The 19,299-nt window shown below is 41.2% G+C and carries 16 protein-coding genes and 1 tRNA gene; 11 read left to right on the top strand and 6 right to left on the bottom strand.

Annotation, left to right across the window (positions count from 1 at the left end; all coding sequences use genetic code 11):
- Positions 1 to 250: 250 nt before the first annotated feature.
- The 4 genes from L1272_RS09120 (at position 251) to ltrA (ending at position 3,474) form a co-directional block, all read left to right on the top strand.
- Positions 251 to 628: a MerR family transcriptional regulator gene (locus L1272_RS09120; protein WP_010557530.1), complete on the top strand. Its 378-nt coding sequence runs from the start codon at positions 251 to 253 to the stop codon at positions 626 to 628.
- Between the two features lie 65 nt (positions 629 to 693).
- Entirely contained in the window at positions 694 to 1,083 is a 390-nt protein-coding gene (gene merC, locus L1272_RS09115) for an organomercurial transporter MerC (protein ID WP_024601094.1), read from the top strand.
- Positions 1,071 to 1,286, top strand: coding sequence for a GDCCVxC domain-containing (seleno)protein (locus L1272_RS09110; RefSeq protein ID WP_076916053.1), 216 nt, complete (start codon positions 1,071 to 1,073; stop codon positions 1,284 to 1,286). The genes merC and L1272_RS09110 overlap by 13 nt, the downstream gene beginning before the upstream one ends.
- A gap of 715 nt (positions 1,287 to 2,001) precedes the next feature.
- Entirely contained in the window at positions 2,002 to 3,474 is a 1,473-nt protein-coding gene (gene ltrA / locus L1272_RS09105) for a group II intron reverse transcriptase/maturase (protein ID WP_138558128.1), read from the top strand.
- A gap of 1,162 nt (positions 3,475 to 4,636) precedes the next feature.
- Here the strand turns inward: ltrA and L1272_RS09100 are convergent.
- On the bottom strand, positions 4,637 to 5,029 hold the full coding sequence (locus tag L1272_RS09100) for a hypothetical protein (protein ID WP_235373238.1): 393 nt from the start codon (positions 5,027 to 5,029) through the stop codon (positions 4,637 to 4,639).
- 49 nt (positions 5,030 to 5,078) lie between these two features.
- On the bottom strand, positions 5,079 to 5,396 hold the full coding sequence (locus L1272_RS09095; protein ID WP_235373237.1) for a hypothetical protein: 318 nt from the start codon (positions 5,394 to 5,396) through the stop codon (positions 5,079 to 5,081).
- A gap of 105 nt (positions 5,397 to 5,501) precedes the next feature.
- On the opposite strand from L1272_RS09095, the gene L1272_RS09090 reads away from it, so the two are divergent.
- The 3 genes from L1272_RS09090 (at position 5,502) to L1272_RS09080 (ending at position 8,939) form a co-directional block, all read left to right on the top strand.
- Positions 5,502 to 5,834 (top strand): hypothetical protein, encoded by a 333-nt coding sequence (locus L1272_RS09090; protein WP_138598903.1) that lies wholly within the window; start codon positions 5,502 to 5,504, stop codon positions 5,832 to 5,834.
- Positions 5,835 to 5,983: 149 nt separating this feature from the next.
- A complete protein-coding gene (locus L1272_RS09085; RefSeq protein WP_235373236.1) occupies positions 5,984 to 7,813 on the top strand; it encodes a tyrosine-type recombinase/integrase in 1,830 nt (609 codons plus the stop codon).
- A gap of 73 nt (positions 7,814 to 7,886) precedes the next feature.
- Positions 7,887 to 8,939, top strand: coding sequence for a tyrosine-type recombinase/integrase (locus L1272_RS09080; protein ID WP_235373235.1), 1,053 nt, complete (start codon positions 7,887 to 7,889; stop codon positions 8,937 to 8,939).
- A 146-nt stretch (positions 8,940 to 9,085) separates the two neighbouring features.
- Here the strand turns inward: L1272_RS09080 and L1272_RS09075 are convergent.
- A tRNA-Leu gene (locus L1272_RS09075) sits at positions 9,086 to 9,170 on the bottom strand.
- Positions 9,171 to 9,591: 421 nt separating this feature from the next.
- Between L1272_RS09075 and L1272_RS09070 the strand changes: the two genes are divergently transcribed.
- Positions 9,592 to 10,092, top strand: coding sequence for an RDD family protein (locus L1272_RS09070; protein WP_235373234.1), 501 nt, complete (start codon positions 9,592 to 9,594; stop codon positions 10,090 to 10,092).
- A gap of 63 nt (positions 10,093 to 10,155) precedes the next feature.
- Here the strand turns inward: L1272_RS09070 and lptG are convergent, their stop codons facing one another.
- Together lptG and lptF are read right to left on the bottom strand one after the other, a co-directional pair.
- Positions 10,156 to 11,223 (bottom strand): LPS export ABC transporter permease LptG, encoded by a 1,068-nt coding sequence (gene lptG, locus L1272_RS09065; RefSeq protein WP_054552636.1) that lies wholly within the window; start codon positions 11,221 to 11,223, stop codon positions 10,156 to 10,158.
- Positions 11,220 to 12,332, bottom strand: coding sequence for an LPS export ABC transporter permease LptF (gene lptF, locus L1272_RS09060; RefSeq protein ID WP_054552637.1), 1,113 nt, complete (start codon positions 12,330 to 12,332; stop codon positions 11,220 to 11,222). The genes lptG and lptF overlap by 4 nt, the downstream gene beginning before the upstream one ends.
- 322 nt (positions 12,333 to 12,654) lie before the next feature.
- Here lptF and pepA point away from each other — a divergent pair, with 322 nt between their 5' ends.
- The 3 genes from pepA (at position 12,655) to L1272_RS09045 (ending at position 17,621) form a co-directional block, all read left to right on the top strand.
- Positions 12,655 to 14,169, top strand: coding sequence for a leucyl aminopeptidase (gene pepA / locus L1272_RS09055; protein WP_194441901.1), 1,515 nt, complete (start codon positions 12,655 to 12,657; stop codon positions 14,167 to 14,169).
- A gap of 126 nt (positions 14,170 to 14,295) precedes the next feature.
- Positions 14,296 to 14,742 carry a DNA polymerase III subunit chi gene (locus L1272_RS09050; RefSeq protein WP_054562716.1) on the top strand — a complete coding sequence of 149 codons (447 nt, stop codon included), beginning with the start codon at positions 14,296 to 14,298 and terminating at the stop codon, positions 14,740 to 14,742.
- Positions 14,743 to 14,765: 23 nt separating this feature from the next.
- Positions 14,766 to 17,621, top strand: a complete 2,856-nt coding sequence (locus L1272_RS09045) for a valine--tRNA ligase (protein ID WP_138616286.1) — start codon at positions 14,766 to 14,768, stop codon at positions 17,619 to 17,621.
- 110 nt (positions 17,622 to 17,731) lie between these two features.
- Here the strand turns inward: L1272_RS09045 and L1272_RS09040 are convergent, their stop codons facing one another.
- Positions 17,732 to 19,009 (bottom strand): outer membrane protein transport protein, encoded by a 1,278-nt coding sequence (locus L1272_RS09040; protein WP_054552641.1) that lies wholly within the window; start codon positions 19,007 to 19,009, stop codon positions 17,732 to 17,734.
- Positions 19,010 to 19,299 lie beyond the last annotated feature (290 nt).

Genomic DNA, 19,299 nt, shown 5'->3' with positions numbered 1-19,299 from the left:
ATACCAACCTTCGTTACATTGTCAGAGCCGCTACTTTATTCAGGCTCCTAGGATCATCTGGTGATACAGATGGTTCACTCATTAAGCGGTGAACAGCGCTTCATACGACTTCACGTCGCACGCCCCAAAACGAGTTAACGTAAATGCTCTAAGGGCAGCTTTTAGCGAAAACCAGTCATTGTAGTTCGAGCAATTTTACTTCGTATTGATATACTAATGTCATGATTAAAGTTGATTTTATGGTTGGACGATGAAAACAATAGGCAAGTTGGCTAAAGAACTTGATATAGGCGTAGAAACTATACGGTTTTATGAGCGGGAAGGCTTGATAAAACAGCCTCAAAAACCTCAAAATGGTTATCGTGTCTATGACGACTCAATCACCAAACAATTACAATTCATCTGTAAGGCCAAAGCACTTGGCTTTACTCTAAAAGAAGTGGCTTCATTGATGTCAATGGATGGCGATTGTGCCAAAGTAGAATCCCTAGGCTTGCTGAAATTGAACGTAATTCAAAATAAGATAGCTGACCTTCAACGCTTAGAAGTCGTCATAAAAGAAATGACTAATTCATGCCGCAACAATAACGATCAATCCCACTGCCCAATAATCGATTCGCTAAAATAGTATTGACTCCGTACCTACCTACGGAGTTCATACTCAAATCATTCAAATAATGTTAGACGTTAAAAATGATTAATAAGATTTTAGATAAAGTTAGCTCAGGTGGTGTTTGGCTTGCGGCTCTTAGTTGTACGGGGTGCTTCCCCGCACTCGGCTCGTTAGCATCAGCATTAGGATTAGGCTTTCTCTCTCACTTTGAGGGAATTGCTGTAAATACCTTGTTACCTATATTTGCAACTCTGGCATTGTTGGTAAATTTGTATAACTGGTATAAAAACCAAAATCATGCGAGAGGTATTCTTGGGGTTATTGGCCCTATAGCGGTTTTGTTAACCCTCTATCCACTATGGCAATACGAATGGAGCACTTATTTGTTTTATGTAGGTATTTGTTTGATGATTGTAATGTCCGTATTAGACATTGTTAAACCTTTGAAGGAGCAAACATGCAAAGTATAGAGTTAAATTCTACCATTACTTGCCCTGAGTGTGGCTTCAGTAAAACTGAAGAAATGCCAACCAACGCTTGCCAGTGGTATTATGAATGTGAATCTTGCAAAGTTCTCCTAAAGCCTTTGAAAGGCGATTGTTGCGTATATTGCTCTTATGGAACAGTGAAATGCCCGCCAATTCAAGAAGGTCAAAGTTGTTGCGATAGCTAAATGACAGTCTATTAATGGCAATGAGAAGGCATAAAAAGAAATAGTGAAATGTCAGCAATCGTATCATTGCAGCCTTTATCACTAAGTCACTCAAGGGCTGCTTTTGGCACAGAGCCGTCCTTCAGCTCTAACTCATTTTTGTCCGTGCGACTTGAAGTCGTATGAAGCGCTGTTCACCGCGATAAGAGTGAACCATCTGTATCACCAGATGACCCTATGGTTCTGAATAAAGCAGCGAGCCAAACAATGTAACAAAGCCAATTTGGCGGGAAACAAATCGTGAGAGGCGTTTCTTCCTGATAACCACAATTGGGTAAGTGCTAGGGAATCAGTATGATGAACGTATGTGAATCCATGTAAGGTGCGTTATACGAGAAGCAGCGGAAGTGGTTTTATACGCTGTGGCCAAACGGCAATGGGAGTAGGAAAGAGATTGGACAGTGCTCTTTCGTGATCGACATGCTCTCCGCACTATAGTGGGCATCTAACCTGATATTGCGCGACATACGGAACAAGGTAAGCCTGTATTTCTCCCTATGGGAAAGCTATCTGTGAAGATTGCCGATAGTTGTGCAGGTAAAGGAGGTTGGAAAAAGCCAATGCTGCATTGTAATGATGTAGATACAGAATTGTTTCTGGCACGAAAGTGAGCCCACTTCCAACTGGTCTCCCGTTGCAAGATGATTTGAAGAACTTTATTCATGAGGAAACGCAAATGATGACTTCGCTTGAAGTTAGTGCCTCTTCAGACAAAAGCGAATGGCAATCCATCAATTGGACGGCTATTGAGCAACATGTGTTAAAGCTTCAAATGCGCATTGCAAAGGCAATTCGAGAAGGTAAACAAGGCAAAGCGAAAGCGCTGCAATGGATACTGACTCACTCGAAGTCAGCAAAGTTACTTGCTGTCAGACGAGTATCACAAAACAAAGGTAAACGAACAGCCGGTGTTGATGGCGTCATTTGGAACTCTGATGCACAAAAGCTTGCGGCAGTTAACCAACTGAGCAGAAAAGGCTATAAAGCCAAACCGCTCAGACGCATCTATATCCCTAAGAAAAACGGCAAATTCAGACCATTAGGCATTCCGTGCATGATAGACCGTGCGCAACAAGCGTTACATCTTCTAGCCTTGGAACCAATATCTGAAACCATTGCCGACCCAAATAGCTACGGGTTTCGACCGAATCGCAGCACGGCTGATGCCATTGCACAATGCTTTAAGTGTTTGTGTAAACCAAGCTCAGCGCAGTGGGTACTCGAAGGTGACATCAAGGCATGTTTCGATAAAATTGGCCACCAATGGCTGATAGATAACATTCCAATGGATACACGAATGTTGAAACAGTGGCTAGGGTGCGGGTTTATCGACAAAGGATTATTCTACAGAACAGATGAAGGAACACCTCAAGGTGGAATAATCTCGCCAACATTGATGTTACTGACGTTAGCGGGCTTGGAAAAGCAGGTTAAGTCAATCGCGCGTCAAACAGGCTCAAGGATAAACTTTATTGGCTATGCGGACGATTTCATTATTACAGGCTCATCGAAAGAGGTGCTCGTTAATGAGGTTAAACCGCGACTAGTTAAGTTTCTACAGGAAAGAGGGTTAACTCTATCTGAGGAGAAAACACATGTTACCCATATTGATGACGGCTTTGACTTTTTAGGGTTTAACCTTCGAAAGTACAAAGGAAAACTGCTTATTAAACCAAGCAAGAGCAACGTGCTGTCATTCTTAAGTAACATGCGTGAACTTATCAGAGCACACGCAACTGTATCAACGACAGATCTCATTAAACTAATGAATCCAAAGTTGCACGGTTGGGCGAATTATTATCGCCATTGTGTGGCAAAGCGAACCTTTACCTATGTAGGTCATCAGATCTTCTGGGCGTTATGGCGGTGGGCGCGGCGGCGTCATACCCGTAGAAGCAGAATGTGGGTTGGCCGTAAATACTTTCAAGGTTTAAATGGTCAATGGCTATTTCATGGTTATCAAATGATAAACAATGAAATACGAGTTCTCATTCTTGCTCAAATTAACAAAACGCCAATCAAAAGACACGTTAAGATCCGAAGTGCGTCAACCCCGTACGATCCTAAATATCGGGATTACCTGGGGAATAGGAAGACCAATAATTACGGACGAAATACTTGGATCCAACCTGTCGTAGCAAGTTTGTGACATTGCTGGGTGACATTATGTTGCCTTAGTGGAGGCTTGAGCCGTATGCGGTGAAAGTTGCACGTACGGTTCTTAGGAGGGCGGCACTTGGTAACAAGTGCCGTCTATCCGACAAAAATAAGTTAGCCATAGCGTCAATAACCCGTACAAAATTCATTAAAAAGCGCCCATTGGGCGCTGAGTATTACAGGTATTTATCTCTTAAGCTCGATTCTATATAGCCTAAGATTTCTGCAAATATGAATGCGATAATAAGTCGTGCATATCCATCGATACCCGAGAATAAGTAACTTGATGCAGCTTTGTAGATGGAAAAATAGTCCACGACCCAAAATCCAACTGCAATAACCACAAATATATAAATTACATTCACGATAACTCGAACTAAATCTAGAACGAACTTTAAGCGTAATGTCTTCACACAGTTTCTCCTGTTTTATGTACTGTGCAAATACATATGTTTGGTCGATGAGAAATCTAAAGAGAAAAGCAGGCACATTGTGCCTGCTTCCCTGTTTTATTGCTCTGCCATTCATCTGAGTTTGTTGCAACGCATTCGTGCAACTCACACAGCTAACTCTCCCTATAGTTAACTCTTATCGCAAACCGCTTATATATGCGAGCTGACTTCCTAAAGAAGCCAAATCTAGGTCCTCCGCCAGGGTGCGGTGGTAACGACATTTGCTAAGTGATGATTGAGCGTCCTGCTTATTTCAGTATGTCTCGCACTATTAAGTAGGAAATAAACAAGCAAAATAAGTGCGTTTATTACCAGTTTAGTAAAGTGAATTTTGGTTTACTATCTTACTAGCGCCGCTATTTTTTACATGAGAAAGCATGTCATGAATAGTAGAAATGATATTCATATTGCTCAATGGCGTATAGTGAAATCATGCCCAGTTTGCGATGTGTTATAGTAAATTACTAGCAAAGGTAACGAGCTATATTTTTTCCTCACATTGAATTGGAGAAGTGCTATGAACTTTCAGATTGAATACTTAACTTTTCTGGTCCCCCTATCAATGATGATTGGCGGCGCTATTTGGGTATATCTAGATAATAAAAAAGCGAATGCCAACGAATAGTATCAGTGCAAGTAAGGGCATGACGCTATCTGGTAGTAATATGTTCAAGAAAAAGCGACTCTTTCGAGTCGCTTCAATTAACCATCATTTTCAATGATTGTGTTCCAATGCCACTGCGCTAATTCGAAAAACAAATCAGGCGGCAGTAGAAAGAACTGTTCAAATTCATCAGCCCAGAGCTCGCAGAAATCTTTGATTTGGTCAATGTACAAGATAAGTATGCGATACATACCGCTCCCTTCAAGATACTGACTTTCAAGACTGTGCTCTCGAGCAATTGACTTACTAACACTGACTCCGACGACTTTTCCAACATCATCACGATGAACGTATATGTATTGTGAAAAGTCTAACTCAAGCCTGTCTTCGTTAGTGACATTTGCAAGCCATAGGCTCGTCGATGCGTCTTGAAAAGGTGACTTAGATTCTCTTGTGTACTTTCTGACAATTTGAAGTTTTGTTTGGCTCATGTTTATCTCCTATATGTACTTAAAGATAAACATGTTCACTGCAAGCGAATTAATGCGAGTTATCGAATTCAAATTCTAACTGACGTTCATCAACAAAGTCTTCAGTATCACCAGCCTCATTACTCATTAATAAGTGAGTGTTGCTGCAAAGTAGTAATAATAGTGACCTAAGAAGAGATAACTGTTCATAGCTAAAACTAATTTTGTAGCTACTAGAAAAGCAGTGAAATAACAGTTTCTCTACATCAAAATTATCTTCTGTAAAGTTTAAATCATAAATAGCGTCATACTCTTGATAAAGGCACTGACTAACTTTCTCTAAAAAATCGGCCGCTACAGCAGCATTAAATTTGTCATTTTCCATCATATTCACTCCATGTAATTTTAATTACAAATAAGAAGCGGCAGACCATGCAAATTTTGCATAAGTAGCTCGTATTTATTTTCGAAGACAAACTTTTTGGAGATGAATATGACTAACTCAAACGTTGTGGAACTATTTCAGAAGCGACCTGCAGTTGCTAATGATGAAGAATATATTGCTTTATATGAACAAAATGATGGCTACATATATTACGTAAGAAATTATGTAGCTCAGCAAGAGTTTATAGTCGTTAGCGATTCTTTTATGCAAGCGTTGCCTGAAGAGATGCGCCCAGCTACGAACGTGTTTTTCAGTTGTAATTTCTACTTATTGAAACAGTTCAAGCGAGATGTGCAATCACATATTCAACACACTGGACAATTTTTATATTTTTATCACTTGTTTGATAAATCAGTTAACGCGTTTTTTGACTCGTTATAACCTAAAGCCAGCTATGCTGGCTTTTTCATAAGACTGTACCTGTCAAATTTATAAATAATTTTTTTTACCCCATTTTCAAAAATCTTAAAAAACCATTTTTTTTCTTTATCTGGCAAAATTGACTTACGTTAATTTTTAGTAGGTTAAAGATGCATACTTCACACTCAAGTAATGTTAATTCAATGGCGCATACAAATGCGCCATTGGTTAACTGTGCTTGTGCATATGCATCAACAAGGTGGCTAACAACTGACGAGCTTGAGACAAGGCTAGGGTTTCCTAAAGAAAGAATAATAAAGTTAGCCAAAAAAGGTGAACTGCAAGGTGATTACGATGAAGATGAAGACACTTGGTGGTTTTTGCCAGAAGAAGCGGAAGAGTACAACAAGCGAATGCGAGAGGCTTTATCTCAGAAAAAACAGCAGGATCAAAGAGAATCCACCTCATCAAAGCAGAAAGTTACTGAAGTACCTGAAAGTGCTAAGTCCGTACCCACAGAGAAAGTTGCTGAAGTATCTCAAAGTACGACGCCCGTATCTACAGGGGTAGCTGTTGAAGTATCTCAAAGTACAACACCCGTTTCTACAGAGAACTTTGCTGAAGTATCTCAAAGTACAACACCCGTACCCACAGAGAATCCATCGACTCTCCAAGATACTACAACAAAACTTAAACACACAGCTGTCGATCAAGAAAAAAGCCATTTATCAAATTTCGACTCTTCAGAAATAGCAATTGCTCAGGCTGCAATAGCCAAAGAGGCTGAATCGCAAAGGCTCTATTATGTGCTAAAAGCCAAAGAGCGGATTGATGAATTTTCTATGTTGAATACACAAGAAAAAGGCAAGCTTACTCAAAAGTACCTGAAAGATTTAAAATCAGGTTTACCAAAAGGTTCAATTCCTGATTATGTCGAATTATATAAGCTAGGGGTAAAAAAAAGAGGCAATAAATATTATCTTTCTTTTAGAAATAAGAGTGATGAACACAAAGCTATAGCTTCCATTTTTGACTCTGAAGGTACGAGATTAAGCCTTGAAACAGAATGCTTAGAAGAAGCCAAGGAAAAAGCAAATCAGAAAATACATGAAGCCTCTTTAAAAAGTCCAAAACCGCTAAAAGAAACAAAGGGGCGTTATTTAGGAAACGCGTTAGCACAAGCACACACTCAAACATCTTCTTCCACGGCAAGTACAGCTGACGCAAAAATCAAAAAGCTTGGGGTTTGGCACTACATTGCTGGTGACTTACCACTAGAATATTTTGATGTAAGCTTCGTGAATATGGTTATACAGGAAATGCATGAAAATGAATGGTCTGATAGTACGAAACATCAATACGGTGTCGAATTAAGAGCTGCCAGTAAAATTGCGTATGAATTAAAGTGGATATCACACCAACCAACAATCCCATCTTTTAAATCAGGGGAGCGAGAGTTTATTGATTTACCATATTCCACCTGGCAAAGATTCGTAAATCACTACGCTAAAACAATGCAAGAAAAAATGTTTCTAATGCTGTTATGGCATATGGGGATAAGATACACCTCACTGCTGGAAGCTGATGTCTCACAATTCGACTTAAACAAAAAAATCATGCACCTACCTGCCCTAAAAAATAAAGCAAGAGTGATGGTGGAAGTCCCTCTCAGTGATGAGGCTATTCAATGTATTACATCCCTTCTTAAATATCGAAAAGAAAATAGCATTTCGTCCAGCAAGCTGTTTGCAGATAAAAAAGGCAAATTGCCGAGGCTCAATTATCTTCGCTGGCGAGCTGCAATTAAAGCAGCTAATTTACCTGACAGTTTTGTTCCTCATCATGTGAGACACTACTTTGCGACCGATCTAAGACGAAATGGGGCAACTTTAGAGACCATCGCGAAGGCTGGAGGTTGGACATCAACAGAAAGTGTTAAGCGCTATTGTCATATCGGTGTTACTGTAACAGAACTTCAAGCTGTAAATAGTCGAACATAAATAATAAACCCTTCTGTATTTTCCTCTTTTTATCATTAAGTTAATAGCATAGGTATTCACTGGAGCATAACCTATGATCTATAAGAAAAAAGAGAGTAAGTATTGGTACACAAAGTTTGAGCTAAGCTATGGAGATAAGCGCAAGCGTATAAACAAAAGCACCAGACAAACATCAAAAGCTAAGGCAGAAGCCTTTGAAGCATGCTTAAAGCAAGAACTTTGGAGGCAAATCACTGATCCGACGCCTGAAGCACACTGCTTTTCTGAAGCTGTTGAGATTTATCTTGAATCGAGACAATCAAATCGCACAGTTAAAGAAAAAGCATCAAAACTAGAATGGTGGAAGGTCAAATTAGCAGATCCTAATGTCCAGAAAATAGACACTCACTTAGTGCTCTCGACTATTGCAAAAAAGCAAGAAATATCAATTGCTACTCGCAACAGATACTTGGCAGAGCTTAAGGCGTTTTTAAACTTCTGTCACCAAGAGCTTGGCTGGATAGATAGAGTACCCGTAATTAAGATACAGAAAGAGCCTAGACGTGCTTTTTTTAAACTAGATAACGCTGATGTTATAAAGCTCTTAGAATGCGCGCCCTACTACCTAAGAAGTGTCCTCATTTTCGCTTTACTCACAGGAATGAGGCGAAGCAATATTTTTTCACTACGATGGTCACAAATCGACTTCTGCAAACAGTGTATCTATATTGATGCGAAAGATCACAAATCGAAAGATCACGTCATAGTACCATTATCTCACAAAGCAATAACGATGCTTTCACAGCTAAAAGAGCAGAGAAGCTCTACTTATGTATTTGTAAATACTAACAATAACCCTGTTAAAGATATTAAAGATGCACTGTGGAAACGCATTACCAAACAGGCACAATTGGATGGTTTAAGGTTTCATGACTTAAGACACAACTGGGCAACTAGGCATATTGAGGCTGGTACAGACCTGTTGGCCTTAAAAGAACTGGGTGGCTGGAAAACTTTAGAAATGGTGCAACGTTATGCTCACCCTTCGCAAGAGTACCTTGCTGAGCAAGCGAAAAATATTGATGGACCAAAATCCAGCTTACAAGAATCCAAGCTAATAGAAGTGAGCTGTGACAAAAACAACTAATGACCATTGTGACAAGTAAAAAGCAGAAACAAAACTGTGGCAAAAAATCGTCACAGTTTGGGTTAATTTTATAAAAAAATGGATGTGACTAAGAAAAACTATATTGCAGAAAAGAAAAACCCGTTGAAAATCAACGGGTTAAAAAGTGGTACCAGTAGGCGGACTTGAACCGCCACGCCCGAAGGCAACGGATTTTGAATCCGTCATGTCTACCAATTCCATCATACTGGCTTCATTTTTCTTTAACCTTCTAAACACGAGAAGATAAAGAAAAACCACTTTAGAGCGAAAGCTTTTTTTACTGCTTTTGTCTCTATGCCAAGCATTATACAAAGAATGGGTAAGGCAGCAAGCGTTTTGTGCGGCGTCACTGATCAACCGCGCAATAATTAAACAAGTTGTTAACTTCAGAGTTTGTCAGTGCCCACTACCCTACTAGTTTTATAGGTATTGAAATTTTTAAAGCTTGGATGATTAAAGGTATGGTGGGTTTTGCTTTAATAAATAGTGATGTTTGCATACTCATTTTGATTATGTAATTAAGGTTAGCAAAGCCAGTTCAGTTCCCAGCATACTAAACAGCCGTTAAGTATTTCTTGTTTGCGAAGGACTTTGCTAAACTACTGCGCAATTTAATTGGATGAGATTGTTTATGTCAGCTGAGTTTCCACGTGCCGGTTTCTGGCGCCGCTTTGCCTCTTTAATTTACGATACCTTGGTTATCATTGCCTTTGCGATGCTGACAACAGTACTCTATTTATTAGCTATTCAAGGGCTTATTTCTTTAGAGTTACTTAGCATTGGTGACGCCGAAGATGTCTCTGCTTTCATTCAAAATTCACCCTTACTATACGGTATCCGTAGCGCATTATTAGTAATAGTGAGTATCAGTTTCTTTAGTTACTTTTGGGCTAAAAGCGGCCAAACAATTGGTATGCGCGCGTGGCGTTTGAAGGTGCAAACCCTCGATGGCCATTTAATTAGCTGGCATCAAGGTGCACTTAGAGCCATTACTGCACTATTAGGTTTAGGTAATTTAGTGGTGTTGATCGATTTTAAAAATAAACGCGCATTGCAAGATTACATTGCAAAAACTGAAGTGATCACTTTAACTAAAGAAGAAAACAAACGTATTTATCGCTCACTTGATTAAAGGCAAATCAAGCATAAAAAAAGCGTGGTTCAAACCACGCTTTTTTATGATTTAAAACGAATTTTACACCCGTTTATTCAACAGGTATGTTGCAAACCCAATAAACAACAGACTTGGTAACACAGCACCAACCACTGCAGGTATTTGGTAAACCATTACCACAGGACCAAATATCTCATTGGTTAAGTGGAAAGTAATACCAGTTATGACACCCATGATGATACGTGCGCCCATGGTTACTGTGCGAAGTGGTCCGAATATAAACGACAGAGCAACTAACAACATAACGGCGATAGATACTGGCTGCATGATTTTGCGCCATAGCGCCAACTCATAGGTGCTAGTATCTTGTTCATTTTGCTGTAAATAACCTAAATAAGACCAAAGCCCAGTAAACGACAACGATTCGGGCTTAACTGATACAACGCCTAATTTTTCAGCAGTCAGCTGCGAGTCGTAGAACTCTTCTTTGTATTGCTCAGTCGTGATCTGCTCTGGCGTGATCATGACTTTATTTACATCACGAAGTAACCAGCCATCTTTACGATTTAATGCTTCTTCTGCCTTGGTAATTTGCGTAAGTTGCAACGATTTATCAAAGTGATACATATGCACGCCACGTAAAGTACCTTGCTGATCGACATCTTCAATATTAATAAAGTTACTACCATCTTTCGCCCACACACCTTGCTTAGCATTAAATACATCACCACCATAAATCGCTTGGTTACGTATTTCTTTTGCTTTGAGCTGTGCTTCTGGGGCGCCCCATTCACCTAGCGCCATCATACAAATAGCCATAAACATCGCGGTTTTCATGACTGATACAATAATTTGCAAACGTGACATACCCGCCGCTTGCATAACAACCAACTCACTATTTGATGCCAATGCGCCTAGACCTGTTAAGCCACCAATCAATGCAGCCATTGGGAAGAAGATAACTAAGTCACCTGGCATGCTATACAGGGTGTAAATCAACGCTGTTGCAATATCGTAGCTACCACGGCCAACTGATTTTAACTGCTCAATAAACTTAATGAGGGTACTGATACCTACCAGCACCATTAACGCAAAACCGGTTGTTTGAATTATGCTGCGACCTAAATACCAGTCGAGTGTTTTCATCATGCGCTTAACTCCCGCTTAGTCACAACTGCCTTTAACCATGCGCCGAGCGGACGACCTTTAATAATCAAGAAACCACCAATAAACAAGGCTGATAAATGGATCCACCATAAGCCAATTGAAGGCGGTATTTTTCCATCTTCAACAGCAAACTTAGCGGCATTCAACAAAATGAAATACCCTAAATACAAGCTAATTGCGGGCACTAATTTAGCGAATTTCCCTTGGCGCGGATTCACCACACTCAGAGGCACCGCGAGTAAAGTTAATAATGGAATTGAAAGTGGTATAGCTAAACGCCACTGCCACTGTGCAATAGCTTCAGAGGTTTTCATTTTCAATAAATCAAGGGTTGGAATTGCTTCTAACTTACGGCGCTGGTGCTCTATTTCTTGATCTTGAATTTGCACACTGTAACCATCGAACTCAGTTAAGTTCAAAGCAGCAGACTCGCCGTCTGTTTCGTAGCGCTTACCATCATTAAGAACAAGTTGCTGTTCACCGTTATCTTGTTCAATCACCACACCACGCTCTGCATACACTAAACGGGCTAAGTCACCTTTTTCACGATCAGGTAACTGCGCAACAAATACCTTGTGTAGCTCTTTACCACTGTTTTCAATGTTGTGAATAAAAACGACCGCTTTTTCGTTACCTGTTTGCTGGAAACGCCCAGCACGTAATGCCGATAAGCCTGCATCGGCTTTTGCTTGTTCTTTTAATTGATATTCTTGCTCACTGGCCCATGGTGCGACATAAAGAGTTAGGGCACCAGCTAAAATAGCCATGGCAGTACTTGAGATAAGCGTTACCCGAACTACGTACCACTCACTGACACCGCAGGCTCTGAAAACTGTCATTTCGCTGTCAGCATAAATGCGACTGTACGCCAAAATAATACCCAAGAAGATACTCAAAGGCAGGATAAGTGAAGCAAGTTGAGGAAGTTTTAGCGCAATCATCGAAAGCACAAGTTTAGCTGGAAGACCCCCTTCAGAGGCGTCTCCTAAAATAACAACAAACTTTTGAGACACAAAAATAGTCATCAAAGTTAAAAATACGGCGACCTGCGACTTGAAGACTTCAGTGGTCAAATAACGAAAAATTAGCAATGCTCGCCCCTGTTAAACATCGAGTTTCACTGGAATAGTAAGGATTTTTGAGTAAACTAGTTATTTTACTCACTTTATTATATGTCATCAGTGTCAAATATCATACCTAGCAAGCGCATATAATCTTGCATTAATGGTACAGATGACATCTATTATGTGATATTGATATTCACATTAAGATAAAGTTCAAAAACACATAAATAGAGTCATGGTTTATGTACTAAGATTAGTGCTACTAAACTAAAAAATGTAAGAAAAGACTCGAAAAAGAAATTCTTACCCTTATAAATTAAGGTTATACGACTCAATATCAGGAGCAACAATGGAATTTAGCGTAAAAAGTGGTAGTCCAGAAAAGCAACGTAGCGCATGTATTGTAGTAGGCGTTTATGAGCCACGTCGTTTATCCCCCATTGGTGAACAATTAGATAAAATCAGTGACGGTTATATCTCAAACTTATTGCGCCGCGGCGATCTTGAAGGTAAGCCTGGCCAAGTATTACTATTACATCATGTACCTAATGTACTAAGCGAACGAGTATTATTGGTAGGTTGCGGCAAAGAGCGCGAGCTTGATGACAAACAATACAAACAAATTATCTCAAAAACGATAAACACACTTAACGAAACAGGTTCAATGGAAGCGGTATGCTTTTTAACTGAGCAACATGTTAAGAGTCGTGACACTTATTGGAAAGTACGCCAAGCAGTTGAAACAACTCAGGACTGCTTATACACCTTCAATCAACTGAAGAGCAAAAAAAGTGACCCTCGTCGTCCTTTACGTAAAATTGTTTTCAACGTACCAACGCGTCGTGAGTTAACCATTGGCGAAAGTGCAATTGAGCATGGCTTAGCCATTGCTGCAGGTAGCAAGTTATGTAAAGACGTTGCCAATATGCCGCCAAATATCTGTAATCCTGCGTATTTAGGTGAGCAAGCGCAAGAAATCGCTGATAACTTCGATAATGTGACTGTTGATATTATTGGCGAACAAAAAATGGCAGAGCTGGGCATGAATTCATACCTAGCGGTTGGCCGTGGTAGTGCTAATGAATCGGTTATGTCAGTGATCAACTATCAAGGTGGCGACAAAGACCAAGCGCCAATCGTGTTAGTCGGTAAAGGCTTAACTTTCGACTCTGGCGGTATTTCAATCAAGCCAGGCGAAGCCATGGATGAAATGAAATACGACATGGGTGGTGCAGCGGGTGTTATTGGTACTATGCGCGCTTTAGTGCAAATGCAATTACCAATTAACGTTGTCGGTGTTTTAGCGGGTTGTGAAAACATGCCTGGCTCAAACGCTTATCGCCCAGGTGATATCTTAACCACTATGTCGGGGCAAACAGTTGAAGTGTTAAACACCGATGCTGAAGGCCGTTTAGTACTGTGTGATGCACTAACCTATGTTGAGCGCTTTGAACCAGATACCGTTGTTGATGTAGCAACACTAACAGGTGCGTGTATTATCGCGCTGGGTTCGCATGCCACAGGTTTACTATCAAACCACAACCCACTGGCCCATGACCTACTAAAAGCATCTGAGCAAAGTGGCGACCGTGCATGGCAGTTACCTTTATGGGATGACTATCAAGAGCAACTTGAAAGCCCATTCGCTGATTTCACCAACTTAGGTGGTCGTGCAGCAGGTACGATTACAGCGGCATGCTTCTTATCTAAATTCACCAAAAAATATAACTGGGCGCATTTAGATATCGCAGGTACAGCATGGCGCAGCGGCGGTAAAAACAAAGGCGCAACCGGTCGTCCGGTGCCTATGTTGACTCAGTATTTGCTAAACCGCGCAGGCGTGAGCGAAGCAAGTCACGATTAAGCCTTACCGCAAGCTTAAAACTAACCCTAAATAAGGCGCCAAATGGCGCCTTATTAATTGAAGCAATTCGCGTTCTATGTCAAAATCCCTGCTTTGATCTGTGTATCTGTGGGGACGAAAGTCACTATGAATATGAACGCACAATTTTACGTTCTAAAACAAGATGATAGTGCCCACCAAACGGCTGGCGCTGTTTTCGATCTGGCAGCTAAAATTGCTGCGGATCAGTATCGTCTAGGTCATCGCGTATTTATTTACGCTGATAACACCGACACGGCCCACACAATCGACGACATCATTTGGTCATTTGAACCAGATAGTTTTGTACCACACAACTTACAAGGTGAAGGCCCTAAAGGTGGCGCTCCGGTTGAAATTGGTATGACTCCACCTGTCGGCAACAGAAAAATATTAATCAACCTAGCTGAACACCTACCGGATTTTATTCGCCGTTTTCAGCAGGTTTATGATTTCGTACCCGTTGAGCCAAATGCTAAGCAAGCCGCCCGTGAGCGGTTTAAAAAGCTTCGCCAACTGGGCGCCCATATTGCAACGCAAGAAATTGACATTTAAGCATTTATTTAAGGTTCTGTGTAATGGATAAAACCTATAATCCGCAAGATATTGAACAGTCTTTATACCAAGGCTGGGAAGAAAATGGCTACTTTAAACCGTCTGGCCAAGGTGACGCATACTCAATTATGATCCCGCCACCAAACGTCACGGGTAGCTTACACATGGGCCACGCGTTCCAAGATACCATCATGGATACGCTAACGCGTTTAAAGCGTATGCAAGGCAACAACACATTATGGCAAGTAGGTACTGACCACGCGGGTATCGCAACACAAATGCTTGTTGAGCGTAAGCTTGCTGCTGAAGAAGGTAAAACTCGTCACGACCTAGGCCGTGAAGCATTCATCGATAAAATCTGGGAATGGAAAAACCACTCTGGCGGCACGATCACTAAACAATTACGTCGTTTAGGCGCCTCTGTAGATTGGGACCGTGAGCGTTTCACTATGGACGAGGGCCTTTCTGAAGCGGTAAAAGAAGTATTCGTACGTCTTCACAAAGAAGATTTAATCTACCGTGGTAAGCGCCTAGTTAACTGGGATCCTAAACTACACACGGCGATTTCTGATCTTGAAGTTGAAAACAAAGACAAACAAGGTCATATGTGGAACCTACGTTACCCTCTTGCTGATGGCGTAAAAACCAAAGATGGTAAAGACTACATCATTGTTGCGACAACACGTCCTGAAACAATGCTAGGTGATACAGGTGTTGCTGTTAACCCTGATGATGAGCGCTATCAAGATCTGATCGGTAAAGACATTTTACTGCCTATCGTAAACCGCCGTATTCCAATTGTTGCCGATGAACATGCAGACATGGAAAAAGGCACAGGTTGTGTGAAAATCACGCCTGCCCACGACTTTAACGATAACGAAGTAGGTAAACGTCACCAACTACCAATGATCAACATCTTCAATAAAGATGCAGCGGTATTAAGCGAAGGCGAAAGCTACACATTCGACGGTAAAGAGCTTGAATTAGATGCGCCAATTCCTGAGCGCCTACATGGCCTTGACCGCTTTGATGCACGTAAAGCGATTGTGAGCGAATTTGAAGAACTTGGTCTATTAGAAAAAATCGAAGATCACAGCTTAACTGTACCTTACGGTGACCGTTCTGGCGTAGTGATTGAGCCTCTTCTTACTGATCAGTGGTACGTGCGCGTAGCACCTCTAGCAGAGCCTGCAAAAGAAGCAGTTAAAAATGGCGATATTAAGTTCGTACCTCAACAATACGAGAACATGTACTTCTCGTGGATGAACGACGTACAAGATTGGTGTATTTCACGTCAGCTTTGGTGGGGTCACCGCATCCCTGCTTGGTACGACAACGAAGGCAACGTATACGTTGGTCGTGACGAAGCTGAAGTACGCCGCGACAACAACCTTGCTGATGATGTTGCACTTAAGCAAGACGAAGACGTTTTAGATACCTGGTTCTCATCTGCGCTTTGGACTTTCTCAACGCAAGGCTGGCCTGCAAACACTGATGATTTAAAAACGTTCCACCCGTCTGACGTATTGGTAACAGGTTTCGATATTATTTTCTTCTGGGTTGCGCGTATGATCATGATGACCATGCACTTTATCAAAGATGAAGACGGCAAGCCACAAGTACCCTTTAAAACCGTTTACGTAACTGGCCTTATCCGTGATGAAAACGGCGATAAGATGTCTAAGTCGAAAGGTAACGTACTTGATCCTATCGACATGATTGACGGTATCGACCTTGAAAGCCTAGTTGAAAAGCGCACTGGTAACATGATGCAGCCACAACTAGCGAAGAAGATTGAGAAAAACACTCGTAAAACATTCGAAAACGGTATCGAAGCACACGGTACAGACGCACTGCGTTTTACCCTTGCGGCAATGGCTTCAACGGGCCGTGACATCAACTGGGATATGAACCGCCTTGAAGGTTACCGTAACTTCTGTAACAAGCTATGGAACGCGAGCCGTTACGTATTAATGAACACTGAAGAGCAAGACTGTGGTTTCGCTACAGATGCTGAGAAACAGTACTCACTTGCTGATCGTTGGATTTTAGGTCAATTTGAAGCAACGGTTAAAACCTATACTGAGCATCTAGAAAACTATCGTTTTGACCTAGCAGCAAACACCATTTATGAGTTCACTTGGAACCAATTCTGTGACTGGTACCTAGAACTGACTAAACCTGTACTGTTTAAAGGTAACGAAGCACAACAACGTGGTACTCGTCATACCCTAATCACGGTATTAGAAAGCCTACTTCGCTTAATGCACCCGTTAATGCCATACATCACAGAAACGATTTGGCAACGTGTTGCACCACTTGCAGGTATCGAAACTGCGGGCACTAGCATCATGGTTCAAGGGTTCCCTGTATATAATGAAGCAAATGTTGATAGCCAAGCGATGGACGACCTTGAGTGGGTTAAACAATTCATTCTTGCTATTCGTAACATCCGTGGTGAAATGGATATCAGCCCAAGCAAACCATTATCGGTATTGCTTGCGAATGCGTCTGACGAAGACAAGCGCCGCTTAACGGATAACGAAGCATTCTTAGCGTCGCTTGCTAAGCTTGAAGAGTTCACGCTTCTTGATAACAAAGACGATGCACCAGCGTGTGCAACATCGTATGTTGGTAACCTTGAGATCATGATCCCAATGGCTGGCCTAATCGATGTTGAAGCTGAATTAGCTCGTATTGCGAAGCAGCTTGAAAAAGCAGAAAAAGGCTTAGCACAGGTTCAAAACAAGTTAGCTAACGAGAAGTTCGTAAATAATGCGCCAGAGGCTGTACTTGCTAAAGAGCATGCTAAGCTGGCTGAGTTTACCGATGCGAAAGACAAACTATTAGCGCAAAAAGCGAAAATCGAAAGTCTATAACAGCATATATCAAGCGCGATTTATTCGCGCTTACAAAAAAGCCGCGCTATAACAATGTTATAGCGCGGCTTTTTAATGCTCTGTAGCAGCGACTTTACGTCGCGTTACAATTAAAATTTGTAGTTGTACTGAGCACCTACTAGAACTGCGTGACCTTTTGATTCATAGTCCCATGAAACATCTTGGCCAACTGATGCAGCTAGGCTGTCTTTTTCAGAGAAGTTTTGTGTTTTACCACGAAGAATACTTACACCTAGGTCAATATTTGAGTTTTCGCTGAATGCGTAGTTACCACCAAATGAGAACCAGAAACGATCTGTATCAGGGATAGAGATTGAAAGGTGAGATTGGTCTGCTGGCGACTCATCGTATGCAATACCTGCACGAAGTAAAAGAGCGTCGCTGTACTGGTAGTCAGTACCGATAGAGTAACGCATTGAATCAGAGAAGTTCTCTTCTTTAGAGAATACAGGTGCTTCTTGACTAGGCGTATAAGCTTCTAATTTTTGGAAGCTATCCCAGCCAGTCCATAAAATGCTGTAGTGCACGCCAAGCTTCTTATCGATTTGGTGTGAACCAGAGAACTCAGCAATGGCTGGTAAGGTTAATTTTAACTCACCCGGAACTTTAGTACCCGCTAAACCGCCAACAGCAGCTGGTAGTTGGTTTGAGTACTCACCTTCAAAATCAATATCAGTTTCACTACGGTAGTTAAAACCAAAACGGTTGTTTTCGTCTAACTGATACATAGCACCAATGTTCCAACCAAAGCCGTAGTCGTCACCTTCAAGGTGAGCGATTTGCGTGCTCGCTGGTAAACCTAATGGGTTTGCACCTGCATTACGCACCACTTTCGCATCAGCATAAACATAGTTTAAACCAAGGCCTAGGCTGAACTGTTCGTTGATTTTGTATGAAGCACTTGCATTCATGTTAACAGTCACGATTTCAGTTTCGCCTGCGATAGAGCCTGCTGCGTAATCGTCTTTAAATTCAGTTGAAAGACCAAAGTTTGAAAAAGCACCAAAGCCTAAAGATACTTTGTCGTTTAATGGCATAGTGAAGTAACCAGCAGGAATAAATGCTGATGGCGCGATGCTATCGTCATCGATAGAGCTTTCATCTAAGCCGTATGCAGCACTTTCACCTTCTAAGCTAACATCTGGAATTACAGCAATACCTGCCACTGAGATTTGCTTGTCTTTAAATAAAGACATAAGTGCAGGGTTACGAGCAACAACTGAGGCATCGTCAGCAACGGCTGCTTCACCAGCGTATGCACGGCCTAAACCTGAAACGTTTTGCTCTGCTAATTGGAAAGCTGCAGCAAAGCTGTCAGCAGAAACAACAGCAAGTGATGCTGCAATTAGTGTTTTCGTGAACTTCATAAATCTGTGTCCTCTTGCAAACTTGTGCGAAAACTAATCCAACAATGAGGGCAACCTATTAGTTAAGCATAAAAGATTAGCACTGTATGTTGGCGTTAGATGTTTTATTCTAATGATTATAAACTTTCGAACATTACCTTAATTAAGATCAAAAAACTGTAATTTTTCGTTAGAAATAGGTAAAAAACCCGCATTTTAACAACAAGATAACAACCTATTAAAACTCATCAGATCTCTGATTACAAACCAAACAAACGATATTAATTATCATTTGCATTGACTTATCGCAT

This window comes from Pseudoalteromonas sp. PAST1 (genome assembly GCF_021532515.1).
Classification (GTDB): Bacteria; Pseudomonadota; Gammaproteobacteria; order Enterobacterales; family Alteromonadaceae; genus Pseudoalteromonas; species Pseudoalteromonas simplex.
The sequence above is the reverse complement of the archived record's forward strand: the minus strand, read 5'-3'. Positions and strand labels throughout refer to the sequence as shown.